Annotated in this window: 14 protein-coding genes; 10 read left to right on the forward strand and 4 right to left on the reverse strand. The window is 63.0% G+C overall.

Going from position 1 to position 15,047, the window contains the following annotated elements:
• The first annotated feature begins 15 nt into the window (after positions 1 to 15).
• A complete protein-coding gene (locus tag PJL15_RS04605; RefSeq protein ID WP_281450035.1) occupies positions 16 to 738 on the forward strand; it encodes a GntR family transcriptional regulator in 723 nt (240 codons plus the stop codon).
• 32 nt (positions 739 to 770) lie between these two features.
• On the opposite strand, the gene PJL15_RS04610 is transcribed toward PJL15_RS04605, so the two are convergent.
• From PJL15_RS04610 to kynA, 3 genes are read right to left on the reverse strand one after another with little or no spacing between them, the layout of a single operon-like run.
• Positions 771 to 1,646 carry a PaaX family transcriptional regulator gene (locus PJL15_RS04610; RefSeq protein WP_281450036.1) on the reverse strand — a complete coding sequence of 292 codons (876 nt, stop codon included), beginning with the start codon at positions 1,644 to 1,646 and terminating at the stop codon, positions 771 to 773.
• 7 nt (positions 1,647 to 1,653) lie between these two features.
• The gene (kynU, locus tag PJL15_RS04615) at positions 1,654 to 2,892 is read right to left on the reverse strand and encodes a kynureninase (RefSeq protein WP_281450037.1); all 1,239 of its coding nucleotides are present in this window, start codon (positions 2,890 to 2,892) and stop codon (positions 1,654 to 1,656) included.
• Complete coding sequence (kynA, locus tag PJL15_RS04620; RefSeq protein WP_281450038.1) at positions 2,889 to 3,794, reverse strand: tryptophan 2,3-dioxygenase; 906 nt, start codon at positions 3,792 to 3,794, stop codon at positions 2,889 to 2,891. Before kynA ends, kynU begins: the two co-directional genes overlap by 4 nt.
• Before the next feature lie 116 nt (positions 3,795 to 3,910).
• On the opposite strand from kynA, the gene PJL15_RS04625 reads away from it, so the two are divergent.
• The 6 genes from PJL15_RS04625 (at position 3,911) to PJL15_RS04650 (ending at position 8,557) form a co-directional block, all read left to right on the forward strand.
• Positions 3,911 to 4,429 (forward strand): HAD domain-containing protein, encoded by a 519-nt coding sequence (locus PJL15_RS04625; RefSeq protein WP_281450039.1) that lies wholly within the window; start codon positions 3,911 to 3,913, stop codon positions 4,427 to 4,429.
• A 178-nt stretch (positions 4,430 to 4,607) separates the two neighbouring features.
• Entirely contained in the window at positions 4,608 to 5,813 is a 1,206-nt protein-coding gene (locus PJL15_RS04630; protein WP_281450040.1) for an inorganic phosphate transporter, read from the forward strand.
• Complete coding sequence (locus PJL15_RS04635; protein ID WP_281450041.1) at positions 5,810 to 6,031, forward strand: hypothetical protein; 222 nt, start codon at positions 5,810 to 5,812, stop codon at positions 6,029 to 6,031. Before PJL15_RS04630 ends, PJL15_RS04635 begins: the two co-directional genes overlap by 4 nt.
• A gap of 96 nt (positions 6,032 to 6,127) precedes the next feature.
• Entirely contained in the window at positions 6,128 to 7,111 is a 984-nt protein-coding gene (locus PJL15_RS04640; RefSeq protein ID WP_281450042.1) for a hypothetical protein, read from the forward strand.
• The gene (locus tag PJL15_RS04645) at positions 7,108 to 7,992 is read left to right on the forward strand and encodes a hypothetical protein (protein WP_281450043.1); all 885 of its coding nucleotides are present in this window, start codon (positions 7,108 to 7,110) and stop codon (positions 7,990 to 7,992) included. Before PJL15_RS04640 ends, PJL15_RS04645 begins: the two co-directional genes overlap by 4 nt.
• Before the next feature lie 13 nt (positions 7,993 to 8,005).
• Positions 8,006 to 8,557, forward strand: coding sequence for a dihydrofolate reductase family protein (locus tag PJL15_RS04650; RefSeq protein WP_281450044.1), 552 nt, complete (start codon positions 8,006 to 8,008; stop codon positions 8,555 to 8,557).
• Positions 8,558 to 8,600: 43 nt separating this feature from the next.
• Here the strand turns inward: PJL15_RS04650 and PJL15_RS04655 are convergent, their stop codons facing one another.
• The gene (locus PJL15_RS04655; protein ID WP_281450045.1) at positions 8,601 to 9,065 is read right to left on the reverse strand and encodes a hotdog fold thioesterase; all 465 of its coding nucleotides are present in this window, start codon (positions 9,063 to 9,065) and stop codon (positions 8,601 to 8,603) included.
• Between the two features lie 160 nt (positions 9,066 to 9,225).
• On the opposite strand from PJL15_RS04655, the gene polA reads away from it, so the two are divergent.
• From polA to rpsA, 3 genes are all read left to right on the forward strand, one after another.
• On the forward strand, positions 9,226 to 11,868 hold the full coding sequence (gene polA, locus PJL15_RS04660) for a DNA polymerase I (protein WP_281450174.1): 2,643 nt from the start codon (positions 9,226 to 9,228) through the stop codon (positions 11,866 to 11,868).
• A gap of 83 nt (positions 11,869 to 11,951) precedes the next feature.
• Complete coding sequence (locus PJL15_RS04665) at positions 11,952 to 13,265, forward strand: GNAT family N-acetyltransferase (protein ID WP_281450046.1); 1,314 nt, start codon at positions 11,952 to 11,954, stop codon at positions 13,263 to 13,265.
• Between the two features lie 296 nt (positions 13,266 to 13,561).
• Positions 13,562 to 15,037 (forward strand): 30S ribosomal protein S1, encoded by a 1,476-nt coding sequence (rpsA, locus tag PJL15_RS04670; RefSeq protein ID WP_011774756.1) that lies wholly within the window; start codon positions 13,562 to 13,564, stop codon positions 15,035 to 15,037.
• Positions 15,038 to 15,047: the final 10 nt, after the last annotated feature.

The following is a 15,047-nucleotide window of genomic DNA, read 5'->3' on the forward strand; positions in this document are numbered from 1 at the left end:
GGTAGGTTGTCCGGTATGTCCGCTGACACTACGCCCGCAACGCCCAAGTACTACCACGTCAAAACTGGAATACTGGGGCTCATCGCCGGGATGGGGCCGGGTACGCTCATCCCCACCGAGCGGTCCCTTGCGCAGAGCTATGCCACGTCCCGCACCACAGTCCGGCTGGCCATCAGCGAGCTTGTTGCGGAGGGAAAGCTTGGCAGGATCCAAGGGCACGGCACATTCGTAGCGCCACCCAAGGTGACCCACGTCAGGCAATTAACGTCATTTTCGGATGACGCCCGGATGCAGGGACTCAACCCGGGTTCCACACTGGTGGCACTGGCGGTCGTGAAGGCCTCACAGGACGTTGCTGCACACCTGGGCCTTGACGAGGGCGAGGCGGTGACCCGCTTGGAACGCATCCGGTTGATTGACGGGGCTCCTCTGGCCCATGAGGTTGCATGGCTGCCGGGCAAGCTTCCCCGGTTCAAATCCACCCTGGCCAGGACAGGTTCCCTGTATGCCGCCCTCAAGGATGTTTACGGGATCCGCATCGCCGAGGTAGAGGACACCGTGGAAACGGCCCTGGCCGGCCCCGAGGACGTTCGGTTGCTGGGAATTGAGATGGGCGCACCACTGCTGGTGGTTCGCAGGCTGGCGCGGGACGGGAAAGGGGCGCCGGTTGAATGGACGCACAGTACGTTCCGGGGAGACAGGTTCCGATTCGTGTCGCGGGTGACAGCAGGCACCTGAGGGAGCCGGATGCCCCGCACTCCCAGCAGCCCTCAGGAAGCTGTGGCGGCGCGGGCTACCTGTACCGTCGCCTGCACGAATTCAGCGCTTGGCTCTCCGTAGGCCGAAACAATCCTGCCGAACAATGCTGCGCCCTCCTCCCCGGGCCAGTCCGAGGGAAGAAACGACGCGGGGAGCCCCGGGTCCAGGTACGGAATGATCCGCCACCGGTCTATGCACTGGACGTAGGCAGCAAACGCGCTTGCGCCAGGTTCCACTTCCTCTCCTGCACCTTCCTTTCCTCCATCAGGGACTGCGGCGGAGTGCTCGCGGATGAAGTCCCTGTGGAGTTCAGCCAATGAGTCCAGGTCCCACCATTTCGCGGCCGCGTCCTCCAGGCTGCCACCCACCAAAGGGGTTCCGGTCACAAAAACGGTGGCCATCTCCCGCAGGTCCAGGTCTGCAAGGATTTCCTCGACCTCCACCCTCAGGGAGTCAGGGCAGATCCAGAGGCCGGCCGCTACAGTCCCGCACCCGATCCAGTGCAACCTGCGCCGCAACTGATGGCGCTTCTCGCGTTCGGTCTCCGGGATGGAGAACGAGATCAAGCACCACGGGTCCGCAGGGGACATGCTCCGTGGGGTATAAATCCTGCGGTCTCCGCGGGCCAGCATGGCCGCAGCACCGTCGGTAAGGGTGAATCCGGGAATTCCTTCCCGGTTCTGCTGCAGCAGCACGTCCTTCTTCCGCAGGCGTCCCAAGGCAGTCCGCGTGACTGTTCCCGAAGTCCCCAGGGCATCCATGAGCAGGACAATGTCCTTTGTTGACATCCATCCACCGGCATCGCGCAAGTACAGGCCGATGACGGTGCGCAGCAATGACGTTGTGCTCCCGGGCCGGGAGTCCATGTCATCGAGGACGGCACTCATTCCAGCCTCACAGCAGTTCGGCCAGGGCGTCGCGGATCGCGGCGACCCCCAACTCAACCTCGGCATAGCTGGTGCTCAGCGGCGAGAGGCCTATGCGCAAACCGTGCGGGGGCCGGAAATCGGGAATGACACCCCTTTCCCAGAGCCTGGCGGTGACATCGGCAAAGAGCGGGTGGTCAACGGTGATGTGCGAACCACGCTCCGACGGATCGCGGGGGCTCACAATCGTTGCGCCGAGTGGCACAAGGTGTTCCTCGGAGAGAGCTATGGCGTACTCCGTAAGCTTGATCGACTTCTCACGTACAGCCTCCATCCCCACGGAGGCGATCAGTTCCACCATGTCCTTCAGGGGCTGCATCGCCAGTACCGGCGGCGTTCCGGTGATGAAGCGGCGGATGCCCTGCGCCGGCCGGTAGGCCTCGGTCATGCCAAAGGGATTGTCGGCCCCCATCCAGCCCCAGATGGGCTGCTGCAAACGATCCTGTTGTGAGGCACTGACGTACGCGAACGCGGGGGAGCCCGGGCCGCCGTTGAGGTATTTGTAGGTGCAGCCCACCGCAAGGTCGACGCCCCACGCGTCCAGCTCCATAGGTACCGAACCGACGGAGTGGCAAAGGTCCCAGAGCATCAGCGCCCCGGCCTCGTGGACTTTCGCCGTAATGCCCTTGGCGTCTGCCAGGAACCCCGAGCGGTAAGCGACATGGCTGAGGACCACGACGGCGGTACGCTCGCCCAGCAGGCCATCCAGGTCAGCGGCGCGGACGCCGCTGGTGGGGTTGGCCGCAATCCATTTGATCGTGGCCCCGCGCTCCTTGGCGATGCCTTCGATGATGAACCGGTCCGTGGGGAAATTGTCACGGTCGATGACTATTTCGTCGCGGCCGGGCTGGGCATCCACCGCTGCGCGGATCATCTTGTAGAGCATCACGGAGGTGGAGTCACCCACCGTGACCTGGCCCGGAGCGGCTCCGAGCGTCACTTCGCCGATGCGGTCGCCAACCTGGGTGGGCTCATCCATCCACTGTTCGTCCCAGCCGCGGATGAGTCGGCTGCCCCAGGCGTCATGGACAAATGACGCGAGGTTCGCCGCTGTCGCCTTCAAGGGCCGCCCCAGCGAGTTGCCGTCCAGGTACGAGGTGAGCTGATCGGCGTCGGGCGCGTAAAAGGCCTCACGCTGGGCGGCGAGGGGATCAGCGGCGTCCAGTTCGGCCGACGTCGGCCACTGTGTCTGCTGTTGGGTGGTCATGGCTTCTCCTGCGGAAGGGTGGGGGATGGCTGCGGGTTGCCGATCTCGGTGCGGACTGCGTAGAGCTCGGGGAAGAACGTCAGGTCCAGGGCGCGCTTGAGGAAGTCCACTCCCGACGAGCCGCCGGTGCCAACTTTGAAGCCAATGGTCCGCTGGACGGTCCTCAGGTGCCGGAAGCGCCAGGCCTGGAAGTTGTCCTCGATGTCCACCAGGTCCTCGCAGGCCTCGTAGAGCCCCCACGGAGTGTCGTCCGATTCGTAGATCTTCTGGAAGATGGGGACGAGGTCCTCGTGGAATGTCCAGGGTTCACTGGTGTCCCGTTCAAGGATGCCGGCGGGAATGTCGTAGCCTGCGCGGGCCAGTACAGCGAGGAACGCGTCGTAAAGCGTGGGCTCTTCCAGGAGTGAGCTCAGCAGGGCGTGGGCTTCGGGTTCGCTTTCAAAGACCCGCAGCATGCCACGGTTCTTGTTGCCCAGGAGGAACTCCACTGCGCGGTATTGGTAGGACTGGAAGCCTGATGAACTTCCCAGGAAGCTACGGAACTGGGCGTATTCACGCGGCGTGAGGGTGCCCAGCACGGACCATTGTTCGGTCATGGTGCGTTGGATGGCCTTGACGCGGGCGATGCACTTTAGCGCCTTGCCCAGGTTGTCGGCGTCGAAAAGCCGCCTGGCTTCGAGCAACTCGTGGAGCACCAGTTTGAGCCAGAGTTCACTGGTCTGGTGCTGAATGATGAAGAGCAATTCATCGTGGTGTTCCGGTTTGCTCAAGGGGTGCTGGGACGTGAGCAAACGGTCAAGGTCCAGGTATCCGCCATACGACATGGCGTGCCGGAAATCGGTGCGGACGGTGTCCTCGATGTCGCGGACATTGCGGGCGGAATGGACTGCGGGCTTTTCCATACCCTGAGAATATCACTTACATGACGAACGTCTAGGTATTGATTTCCCCGCTCGTCCCACCGGGCGATGCCCCCTTACCGTAGGCTGGCTTCAACCATTGGGGAAGGTGGACGATTGTGGATTCCATGGAGCGCGCCGTGATGCCTGTGTCCATCTATCTGGACGTCGACGGCGTGGTGAACCCCTTCAGCCCGCTGGGCACCACGGACTGGGGTGGCGAATGGAATATAGCCGACGCCGGCATCCTGGAAGTGGCCTTCGCACCGGAGGTTGTCGCTGAACTCAACAGCCTGGCCGAGCACCCTGCAGCCCGTTTCGTTTGGCTGACGACGTGGGAGCGGCTGGCTCCGGAGTTCCTGTGCCCGGCCATCGGCCTGAACGGCCAGGATTGGCCCGTCCTGTCCAGCCAGGGCTGGGACGAGGGGCCGGAATGGTGGAAGCTCGTGGCGCTGCAGAAGGACCTGGCGGCCACCGGAAGCCAACGCGTCATCTGGCTGGACGATCAGCTCAGCCAGGAGTCGGACGCCCGCTCGTGGGCCGAGTACCAGCAGGACCGTGTGCTTTGCATCTCACCCGATCCGCGCAAAGGGTTGAGTCGCGGCGAGCTCGAGGCCGTGCGCGCGTATCTGGGCTGATTCGGGGACCCCATACGTTTGGCCGCTCAGGGTATGGCACGTAGGATTCTTAAGGTTTCAAGCCCGCCGGAGTGAATCCCGCAAGCAGGGTCAGTAGAACAGTTGCTGAACTATGCTGTGGATGGCAGGTATGGGGAAGTGAAACTGCTGAACGTCGACTCTGCAGATTGGGCAACAGGTGGATATCACCTTCATGGTCGCGCTGGTAATAGCGTTGGCCCTATTCTTTGACTTCACCAACGGGTTTCACGACACAGCCAATGCGATGGCCACGCCTATCGCTACGGGGGCGATCAAGCCCAAGACGGCCGTTGCCCTGGCTGCGGTGCTCAACCTCGTCGGCGCATTCCTTTCCACCGAAGTGGCCAAGACCATTTCCGGGGGACTGATCCGGGAAGGCTCCGATGGCATCCACATCACCCCGGACATCATCTTTGCCGGTCTTATGGGTGCTGTCCTCTGGAACATGGTCACCTGGCTCAAGGGGCTGCCGTCGAGCTCCTCGCATGCCCTCTTCGGTGGCCTTATCGGCGCCGCAGTGGTGGGTATCGGCTTCCACTCCATCAACTTTGAGACCGTGCTGCAGAAGGTCATCCTTCCCGCCGTTTTCGCACCGCTGATCGCAGGGCTCGTGGCGTACATCTGTACCCGCCTGGCATATGCGCTGACCTCCCGCCATGATCCCGAAACCGGCGACAAACTCACTCAAAAACGTGGCGGCTTCCGCACGGGACAGATCTTCACGTCCAGCCTGGTTGCCCTCGCGCACGGCACCAATGACGCGCAGAAGACCATGGGCATCATCACCTTGGTCCTGATCGCCGGCGGCACCCAGGCGCCCGGAAGCGGACCGCAGTTCTGGGTCATCGCAGCCTGCGCCTTTGCCATCGCCATCGGTACCTATGCCGGGGGCTGGCGCATTATCCGTACCATGGGTTCCGGCCTGACGGAGGTCAAGCCTGCCCAAGGTTTCTCCGCCGAAACCAGCACCGCCTCCGCGATCCTCGCTTCTTCGCACTTGGGCTTCGCTTTGTCCACCACACAGGTTGCTTCGGGCTCCGTTATCGGCTCCGGACTTGGCCGCAAAGGTACCTCTGTCCGCTGGGGCACGGCAGGGAAGATTGCCCTCGGGTGGCTGTTCACGCTCCCGGCATCGGCGATCGTTGGTGCGTTGACCGCACTGCTGGTGGGGGTCGGCGTCGTGGGTGTCATCATCGCCGCGATCGCCGGGACGGCAGCCATCGCGTTCATGTTCGTTGTTTCCCGGAAATCTCACGTGGGCCACCACAACGCCGTCGAGGTTGAAGAGGCCGGCCACGCAGTGCGGTTCCGCAAGAAGAAGAAGTCCCGAAAGACCTCCCCGAGCAAGGACGTGCAGCGATGAAATGGTTGGAATTGCTGCAGGTGGCCGGCGTTACCCTGGTGGCCGCTGTAACCCTGGTGGTCCTCTACTCCCTGGGTGTACGGCTCACGGCGATTGCCGGTGATGCACAGCAGAAGTCGCCGGTCCTGGTGCGTTCCCTGGCCTACATCTGCTTTGGCTTCTGCGGGGCGGCCGTGCTGTTCGGCATCTACCTGATTGTTCCGTACTTCGGAAAGTAGCAGTCTCTCTGGCAGCGAAGTCCATTCGGGAGAATAATCAGCAGTGTAGCCATGCGTATGGCTGCGTGGTTGTGATCCGGCAGATATGGGGCTGTCATGAAGTGCCCATCGCGAAGCCACCTCGTCGGACTGGCGCTGGTCCCGGTCCTGATGCTGGCCCTTTCAGCTTGCTTGCCGCCCTCCTCTGAAGGACTGTCCCCGCAACCGGGTTCCGGTGTGCAAACGTCCGGAACCCCCGGGCAGAACAGCTCCACGGCCGGCGCCCCCACCGCGGCTCAACCGGCGGGCCCCGCCGGCCCGGCAGCCCCGCAGGAAAACGCGCCCGTGGTTCGGTGGATTCCCGTAGGCCCTGTTGGCCCGAACGACCCCACGTCGGGTCAGCGATACCTCCTGCTCCAGCAGTTCCAGTGCGATTCACTGGCCCGCAGCGTGGAAGGCGCCACGGACCAGGCAGTTTGGCTGGCAGGGGCAGCCGTGTGCCGGGCCGTCCAAAGCGGAAGCAAAGATGACTGGGAGAAGGCGGCCAACGCCGTGTCAGCCACACCGCGGATTCCGCAGAACCAGTGCCTGGAGTTCAGTGTTGCGGCCATGTCGGCTTCCCTCGTGGCCCAGTATCGAAGCAACCCTGGTGCCGGGCTCAAGGTGGAACCAGGCCTTGGTGAAGCTTGCCCCCGCCAGTTGTCCGGCTTGACCGTGGTGGACGAAGAACTCAGGCCCGTGCCGGGAACACCCCGGGCTTCGGGACCCAGTTCAGGTGGCACCATTGTCCGCCTCGACGGTTACTACGTCCGCGTTGGCGAGGTCTTGTTCGACGGCGTTCCGGCGGATGTCGAATTCGTGGGTGCCCGGGAAGACTATGGGACCCTGTACCTGCGGATGCCGCCCGCTCAGGGACGCACGTCGGTACGTATCTCCGTGACGGATACCGTGGATATTTCGGGCGCAGTCACTTTCTTCTACGACGACGCCGGGGCCTCGGGTACCACAGGAACAGGAACCGCATCGGGCGGGAGCCCGCTCAACACCAACCAGCCCCCAACGCCGGCATCCGTTGAAGCATCTCCCACGGCCACATCGTGAGTGATGCCCAGGAGGGTCAGGACCCCGCCAGTACCCGCTGGAAGCGGACCCTTGAGGTGCTCTCCGTGGTGGGTCCGCCTTTGACAGTGGTCACGGCCTTGCTGGTCTATTTCGGCTGGGCACGCACGGATGCGCAAGCCAAGGCAATGGGGCTGGACGTCAGCCTTTTCGGCTACACGGTGCAGGATTTCATGCTGAGGAGCATCCAGTCACTGTTCCAGCCCTTGGCGTGGCTGGTGGTTATCGGCCTGCTGTGGCTCATGTTGGACCGGGCAGTGGCCCGCTTGCTTGACGTGCCCGGAAACAGGCGGCGGGTCCAGCTATCCGCCACTGTGGTTCTCCTGCTGGGTTTCGCCTACGCGGCAGCCATGTGGATAGCAGTGACGGCACGGCCCGGCGAAACTGTCCTCTATGCACCCTTCCTCGTAGCCGCCGGACTGGTTGTGGGGGCCTGGGGGCTGAGCGTGCGACGCCGGGCTGCCGCTGCCTCGCCGCAGGGCAGGCGGGCCACCCCGCGTGCCATCGAGGGCTGGCTGGTCTTTGTCCTGGTCACGCTGCTCCTGTTTTGGGGAACCTCGGACTACGCCCAGGCGCTGGGACGGGGTGCGGCGGTCGACTACCAGGAGCGTTCCCACCTGCTGCCCACCGCCGTCGTATACAGCAAGGAGCGCTTGGCGGTCACAGTTCCAAACGTCAAGGAAGAGTCGGCCGGTTCGGAGGCCTCGCCACTTTTCAGGTACACCGGTCTGCGTTTGCTGGTGGTCAGTGGAGGACGGATCTTCCTTTTGAACGATGGGTGGTCGCTGGAGCATGGCAGGGTTGTCGTCCTGCCGGACAACGGAAGCGTCCGCGTGGAGTATGGGAACCCTGCTTCCGGCTGACTAGGCTGGGCCCATGTCGGCATTCCAGTATTACGTAGCTTCCACCATCGACGGCTTCATAGCCTCGCCGGACGACGACCTCGGCTGGCTCCTGCAGTTCGAAAGCGTTGACGGCCTAAACCAGGGCATCGAGTCCTTCATGGCCGGAGTTGGTTCGATCGCCATGGGCGGGGATACCTACAGGTGGCTCATGGACAACGCGCCGGACACTTGGCCTTACCCCAACATCCCTTGTTGGGTCTTCACACACCACGAATATTCCGCACCCACCGGTTCGGACATCACCTTCGTCCGGGGCGACGTCGCGGAGTTCGCGCCGGATCTCCTGAAGGACGCAGGAGGAAAGAATGTCTGGTTGCTTGGTGGAGGGGACTTGGTGGCCCAATTCGCCAACGCCGGACTGCTCGACGAAATCATCGTCACGATCGTTCCGGTGGTGTTGGGCGCTGGCAAGCCGCTCTTGCCGCTCAAGGGTCCGACGGCGCCACTTGAGTTGGTCTCGTCAAGGATCCTCGGCGGGGCTGCGGCAGAGTTGCACTACCGGCTGCCGCAGCGCCCCCGCTGATCCGCCGTTCGAAACCGGCCGGGATTCAGCGGATTCAGAGGATTCAGCGGCGGTTGTCCCGGATCATGTTGGTGATGCGGGCAGTCGAGAGCCTGCGGCCCAACTCGTCTGTGATGACAATCTCATGGGTAGCGAGGGTGCCGCCCAGGTGGATCGCCGTGCAGGTCCCTGTCACAGTGCCTGTTGCCACGGAGCGGTGATGGGTGGCACCCACCTCAATGCCCACGGCGTGGCGTCCCCGTCCCGCGTGCAGGGAAGCTGCGAACGAGCCCAGGGTTTCCGCCAACACCACGTGGGCGCCACCATGGAGGATGCCTGCCACCTGGGTGTTTCCCTCTACGGGCATTGTGGCCACCATGCGTTCCGCGCTCATCTCGGTGAAACGGATTCCCATTTTCACCACGAGGCTTCCCACTCCGTGCGCGGAAAGCCAATCGTGGAATTCTTCCGGCACCCCGGCCTCGTTGAGTTGGTCCTCAAAGCTGTTCGGCGTGAAATTGTCCATCATGCCAACTAGGCTGGCACCTGTGAGTGAAACAACCAAACCGGACCAGGTTCCAACGGCCCAAGCTGCTGCCATTGCCACAGCACCCGCCCCCTCTGCCACGACATCGGGCAGCCTCTCGGGGGAGGGCCGGCCCAGGTTGCTGGTCCTGGATGGCCACTCCATGGCCTTCCGGGCTTTCTATGCCCTTCCTGCCGAGAATTTCTCCACGGCCCGGGGTCAGTACACCAACGCCGTGCACGGTTTTACGTCCATGCTGATCAACCTGATCAAGGACCAGAAGCCAACCCATGTCGCCGTGGCCTTTGACGTCTCCGACGACACCACGTTCCGCAAGGCCGAGTACAGCGAGTACAAAGGTGGCCGCAATGCCACCCCGGCGGAGTTCGCCGGCCAGATCGGCCTCATTGCACGGGTGATGGAGGCATGGGGGATCAAGACCATCGCCATGCCCGGCTACGAGGCTGACGACGTCCTCGCCACCTTGGCCTCGCAGGCTGATGCCGAGGGTTTCGAGGTGCTGCTTGTATCCGGCGACCGGGACGCGTTCCAGCTCATCAATGACAACGTCTTTGTGCTCTACCCCAAGCAGGGCGTCAGCAACATTCCCAAGATGGACGCTGCTGCCATTGAGGAGAAGTATTTCGTCAAGCCCGAACTGTATTCGGACCTCGCCGCGCTCGTCGGAGAGACGGCCGATAACCTGCCTGGCGTTCCGGGTGTTGGCCCCAAGACGGCGGCCAAATGGATCAACCTCTACGGTGGCCTTGAAGGCATCCTGGAAAACCTTGACGCCATTGGCGGCAAGGTGGGCGGTGCGCTCAAGGAAAACCTGGAAAACGTCAAGCGCAACCGCAGGCTCAACCAGTTGCTGACTGACCTGGACCTGCCGATCACCTTGGAGGACCTGCACGAGCCGCGTCCGGACCGGCAAGCCATCGAGGAGCTCTTTGAGGAGCTTGAGTTCCGGACTCTCCGCACGCGGCTTTTCGACCTCTACGGGGATGACACGGCGGGGGCTGCCCCGGACACCATTGACGCCCCGGAGTTCGCCACCCTTACGGACGCGCCGGGACTTGAAGCATTCTTCGCAGCAGGTTCCGGGGTCCGGTCTGCCGTTGCCGTCCAGCTTGTCCCGGGTCGTGTCGGGGATGACGCCAGTGCGCTGGCCGTCGTCCGTGCCAACGGGGCAGCCTTCATCGAGCTGACCGGACTGGACGCCGAGGCCGAGGAAGTCCTGGCCCGCTGGCTGCGCGACCCCGAAGAAGCCAAGGTCCTGCACGAGTTCAAATCGGCTCTCAAGGCGCTGCACAACCGTGGTCTCGGCCTCGAAGGCGTAGTGGATGACACGTCCATCTCCGGCTACCTGATCCAGCCGGACCGCCGCAGCTATGACCTCGCCGAGCTCGCGCAGGTCCACCTCAAGATCTCCCTGACCGCAGCTGCTGCCCAGTCCGGACAACTGGAACTGGACCTCAGCGGTGACACGGACCATGCCGCCGCTGCAGCGTTGGTGCAGCAGGCCGCCGTCGTCCATGCGCTGAGCAAGCACTTCGAAAAGGAACTGGCGGACCGCAAGGCAGATGCCCTCCTGACCACCCTGGAGCTTCCCGTGGCGCGGGTCCTGGCCCAGATGGAACTGACAGGCATTTTCGTCTCCACGGACCGCATGGATGAGCAGCTGGCAGACCTGACCAAGGTGATCCAAACTGCCCAGGAGCAGGCGTTCGCGGCAATTGGCCACGAAGTTAACCTGGGTTCGCCCAAGCAGCTGCAGACCGTCCTGTTCGAAGAACTGGGCCTGCCCAAGACCAAGAAGATCAAGTCGGGCTACACCACCGATGCCGCCTCCCTCAAGGCCCTCCTGGAAAAGACCGGCCACGAATTCCTGGTCCAGCTCATGGCGCACCGCGAGTCGTCCAAGCTGGCACAGATGGTGGAGACACTGAAAAAGTCCGTCGCAGACGATGCACGGATCCACACCACGTACGCGCAGAACATCGCAGCCACGGGCCGTATCTCCTCCAACAACCCCAACCTGCAGAACATCCCCGTACGCAGCGAAGAAGGCCGCAGGGTCCGCAGCATTTTCGTGGTCAGCGAGGGTTACGAGTGCTTATTGTCGGCCGATTACTCGCAGATCGAGATGCGCATCATGGCCCACCTTTCGGGGGACCAGGCGTTGATCCAGGCCTACAAGGACGGGGAAGACCTGCACCGGTTCGTCGGTGCCCGGATCTTTAACGTTGAACCGGCAGAAGTCACCAGCGCCATGCGTTCCAAGGTGAAGGCCATGTCATACGGCCTCGCTTATGGCCTGACCTCCTTCGGACTATCCAAGCAATTGGAGATCTCCGTGGACGAGGCCCGGACACTGATGAAGGACTACTATGACCGCTTCGGTGCGGTACGCGCCTACCTTGACGGAGTGAGGGACCAAGCACGTGTGGACGGCTACACCGCCACCATCGAAGGCCGTCGCCGCTACCTGCCGGACCTGACCAGCACCAACCGCCAGGCCCGCGAAGCAGCCGAACGCATCGCCTTGAACTCGCCCATCCAGGGTTCAGCGGCGGACATCATCAAGCGGGCCATGCTGGGCGTCTCGGCAGAGCTCGCCAGCCAGGGACTGAAGTCCCGGATGCTGCTGCAGGTCCATGACGAACTCGTTTTGGAAGTTGCTCCGGGGGAGCGCGAGGCCGTGGAAAAGCTGGTCATCGAACAGATGGGCTCGGCCGCGGACCTGTCGGTGCCGCTCGACGTCCAGATCGGCGTTGGTTCCAGCTGGTACGAGGCCGGACACTAGGCGCGATGCACCGCCAATGATCCCCTGGGGGCGCGCCGTCGTGATGGTGGCGCGCCCCCAGCCCTCTGGCTAGGCTCGAAGGCGTGGCTGATCCCAAGGAACAAAACACCGAAAAATATTCCGTCCAAAGATTCCCCGTCGTTGCCGACCGCAACGACGCAGCGTACGGCCGCTGCACCGCCTGGGTGCAAGCGGTCTCCCACGGCTTCCACCAGGAGCGGCGGGACGACGAATACCTGGCCAGGACCCTGGCGTCCTACAAAACCGACAAGCGTGAGCTGACCGGTGTCTACGTCACAGGGGCAGTGCCCGGTCATTCGCTGCCTGCCGACGTCCCAGTGGCAACGTATGCCACCATGCGCAAATCCTTGAACATTGGTTTTGGGCGGCAGCTGGAGTCCAACCTGATTACCGCCGTGACCGTCCGCGGAACACATCGGCGCAACGGAATCCTGCGGGGCATGATCACCGCGGACCTGGAAAGCGCCAAGGACGAAGGCCTTGCCATGGCGGCGCTCACTGCCTCCGAAGGGTCCATCTACGGACGCTTTGGATTCGGCGTCGCAACCTTTGAACGCAGCGTCAAGGTCGATACCGGTCCCCGTTTCCGGCTCAAGGGCCAGGCGGGGGGCGCCGTCGAAGTTGCCGACCCCGCAGTCCTCCTTGACGTGGCTCCGCAAGTTTTCGCGAGGGTTCACCAGCACACACCGGGTTCGGTGGACCGCCAGGAGTACTACCGCCTGGTTGCCTCAGGCTCGATCGGTCACGACGGCAAGCCCGATATGTCCGTTCGAGTTGCCTTGCACTACGACACGTCCGGAACTCTGGACGGCTACGTCTCCTACCGTTTCAAGGGTTGGGACCACAAGCCGTTCACCATGGAAATCGTGGACCTCGTTGCGGCAACCCACGTGGCATACCTCGATCTGTGGCGGTTCCTGGGCAGCATCGACCTCATCGATGAGGTGACCTGGGCAGAGGCCCCTGTGGACGATCCCCTGGCCTGGGCGCTCGAGGATCCGCGGTGCATCGAAGCTTCTGACGTCCGTGACATGTTGTGGCTCAGGATCCTGGACACGCAGGCAGCGTTGGAGGCCAGAAGCTATCCCGTATCCGGGCGCGTGGTTCTGGAGGTTACGGACCGCTTGGGACTGGCGGACGGCACCTGGGTCTTGGAGTCCGACGGCGGTGCTGCCGCCGTCGTAAATGACGGCACCGGACTGACGCCCGACCTCAGCATGGACGCCGCCGACCTCGCCTCCATCTACCTCGGAGCGGTCTCGCCAGTGACGTTGGCTGCTGCCGGACGCATTCGCGAGCACACCCCGGGTTCGGCTTTTCAAGCACAGCAGCTGTTCGCGGTGGAACGCTCCGCCCACTGTCTTACACACTTCTAGGCGGCACCGCTTCATCACACTCACATAGTCACAACGTCAGCAGGGAGTTGCTGGAGAAGGGTATTTCGTTCGGCCGGCTCGGGGACGTCCTGTCGCCGTAACGCCCGCCGTAACGCCGCTTTGACCCTGCTTTGCCTAAGCGACTAGAATAAACGGGCGTGTACTACGTGCATGCATCCATTTTGTACTAATCCACAAATCAGGATGACCCGGCAATTTGTCGTGTTCTGCCGTCCGGACCCGGGCGGCAGCGGTTTGCCTGACCGACTAACTATCCACAACGGAGCCCCTACTACATGACCATCACCTCCACCGAGAAGCCCGGTACCCCCGTAGTCGCCATTAACGACATCGGTACCGCTGAGGACTTCCTCGCAGCTGTCGACGCCACCATCAAGTACTTCAACGACGGAGACCTCGTCGAAGGTACCGTCGTCAAGGTCGACCGCGACGAAGTTCTGCTCGACATCGGTTACAAGACCGAAGGTGTCATCCCTTCCCGTGAACTTTCCATCAAGCACGATGTTGATCCCGGTGACGTTGTCGCCGTTGGCGATCAGGTCGAAGCTTTGGTTCTCACCAAGGAAGACAAAGAAGGCCGTCTGATCCTCTCCAAGAAGCGTGCTCAGTACGAGCGCGCCTGGGGCGACATCGAGAAGGTCAAGGAAGAAGACGGCGTCGTTACCGGTACCGTCATCGAGGTTGTCAAGGGTGGCCTCATCCTGGACATCGGCCTGCGCGGCTTCCTGCCCGCATCCCTCGTCGAGATGCGTCGCGTCCGCGACCTCGCTCCGTACATCGGTCAGCAGATCGAAGCCAAGATCATCGAGCTCGACAAGAACCGCAACAACGTTGTTCTGTCCCGCCGTGCATGGCTCGAGCAGACCCAGTCCGAGGTTCGCTCCACGTTCCTCAACAAGCTGGAAAAGGGCCAGGTTCGTCCCGGCGTCGTTTCCTCCATCGTCAACTTCGGTGCCTTCGTGGACCTGGGCGGCGTGGACGGCCTCGTTCACGTTTCCGAGCTGTCCTGGAAGCACATCGACCACCCCTCCGAGGTTGTCGAAGTTGGCCAGGAAGTCACCGTCGAGGTCCTCGAAGTGGATCTGGACCGCGAGCGTGTTTCCCTGTCGCTCAAGGCTACGCAGGAAGATCCGTGGCAGACCTTCGCCCGTACCCACGCCCTCGGCCAGGTTGTTCCGGGTAAGGTCACCAAGCTGGTTCCGTTCGGTGCGTTCGTTCGCGTCGAAGACGGCATCGAAGGCCTCGTGCACATCTCCGAGCTGGCTGTCCGCCACGTTGAGCTCGCCGAGCAGGTTGTCTCCGTTGGCGACGAACTGTTCGTCAAGGTCATCGACATCGACCTCGAGCGTCGCCGCATCTCCCTCTCCCTCAAGCAGGCTAACGAGGGCGTTGACGCTGACAGCACCGAGTTCGATCCCGCTCTGTACGGCATGGCCGCTGAGTACGACGAAGAGGGCAACTACAAGTACCCCGAGGGCTTCGACCCCGAGTCGAACGAATGGCTCGAAGGCTACGAGACCCAGCGCGCCGCTTGGGAGCAGCAGTACGCTGACGCCCAGACCCGTTGGGAAGCCCACAAGAAGCAGGTTGCCCAGCACGCTGCTGACGACGCTGCTGCTGCAACGTCCGGTGAGTCCGATTCCGGCACCACCAGCTACTCCTCGGAGCCGGCTGCTGCTGAGTCCAACGCTGGTACCCTGGCGTCCGACGAAGCACTCGCCGCACTGCGCGAGAAGCTGACCGGCAACTAATTCCGCCTCC

It is taken from the genome of Paenarthrobacter nitroguajacolicus, from assembly GCF_029952445.1.
Taxonomy (GTDB): domain Bacteria; phylum Actinomycetota; class Actinomycetes; order Actinomycetales; family Micrococcaceae; genus Arthrobacter; species Arthrobacter nitroguajacolicus_B.

What these genes read in the sequence shown, in the direction of transcription:
- kynU (WP_281450037.1), bottom strand. Translation starts at nt 2,892, where the DNA reads ATGACCACCCAACAGCAGACACAGTGGCCGACGTCGGCCGAACTGGAC.
- PJL15_RS04640 (WP_281450042.1), top strand. Translation starts at nt 6,128, where the DNA reads ATGAAGTGCCCATCGCGAAGCCACCTCGTCGGACTGGCGCTGGTCCCG.
- PJL15_RS04635 (WP_281450041.1), top strand. Translation starts at nt 5,810, where the DNA reads ATGAAATGGTTGGAATTGCTGCAGGTGGCCGGCGTTACCCTGGTGGCC.
- PJL15_RS04650 (WP_281450044.1), top strand. Translation starts at nt 8,006, where the DNA reads ATGTCGGCATTCCAGTATTACGTAGCTTCCACCATCGACGGCTTCATA.
- polA (WP_281450174.1), top strand. Translation starts at nt 9,226, where the DNA reads ATGGCCTTCCGGGCTTTCTATGCCCTTCCTGCCGAGAATTTCTCCACG.
- rpsA (WP_011774756.1), top strand. Translation starts at nt 13,562, where the DNA reads ATGACCATCACCTCCACCGAGAAGCCCGGTACCCCCGTAGTCGCCATT.
- PJL15_RS04655 (WP_281450045.1), bottom strand. Translation starts at nt 9,065, where the DNA reads ATGATGGACAATTTCACGCCGAACAGCTTTGAGGACCAACTCAACGAG.
- PJL15_RS04610 (WP_281450036.1), bottom strand. Translation starts at nt 1,646, where the DNA reads ATGAGTGCCGTCCTCGATGACATGGACTCCCGGCCCGGGAGCACAACG.
- kynA (WP_281450038.1), bottom strand. Translation starts at nt 3,794, where the DNA reads ATGGAAAAGCCCGCAGTCCATTCCGCCCGCAATGTCCGCGACATCGAG.
- PJL15_RS04605 (WP_281450035.1), top strand. Translation starts at nt 16, where the DNA reads ATGTCCGCTGACACTACGCCCGCAACGCCCAAGTACTACCACGTCAAA.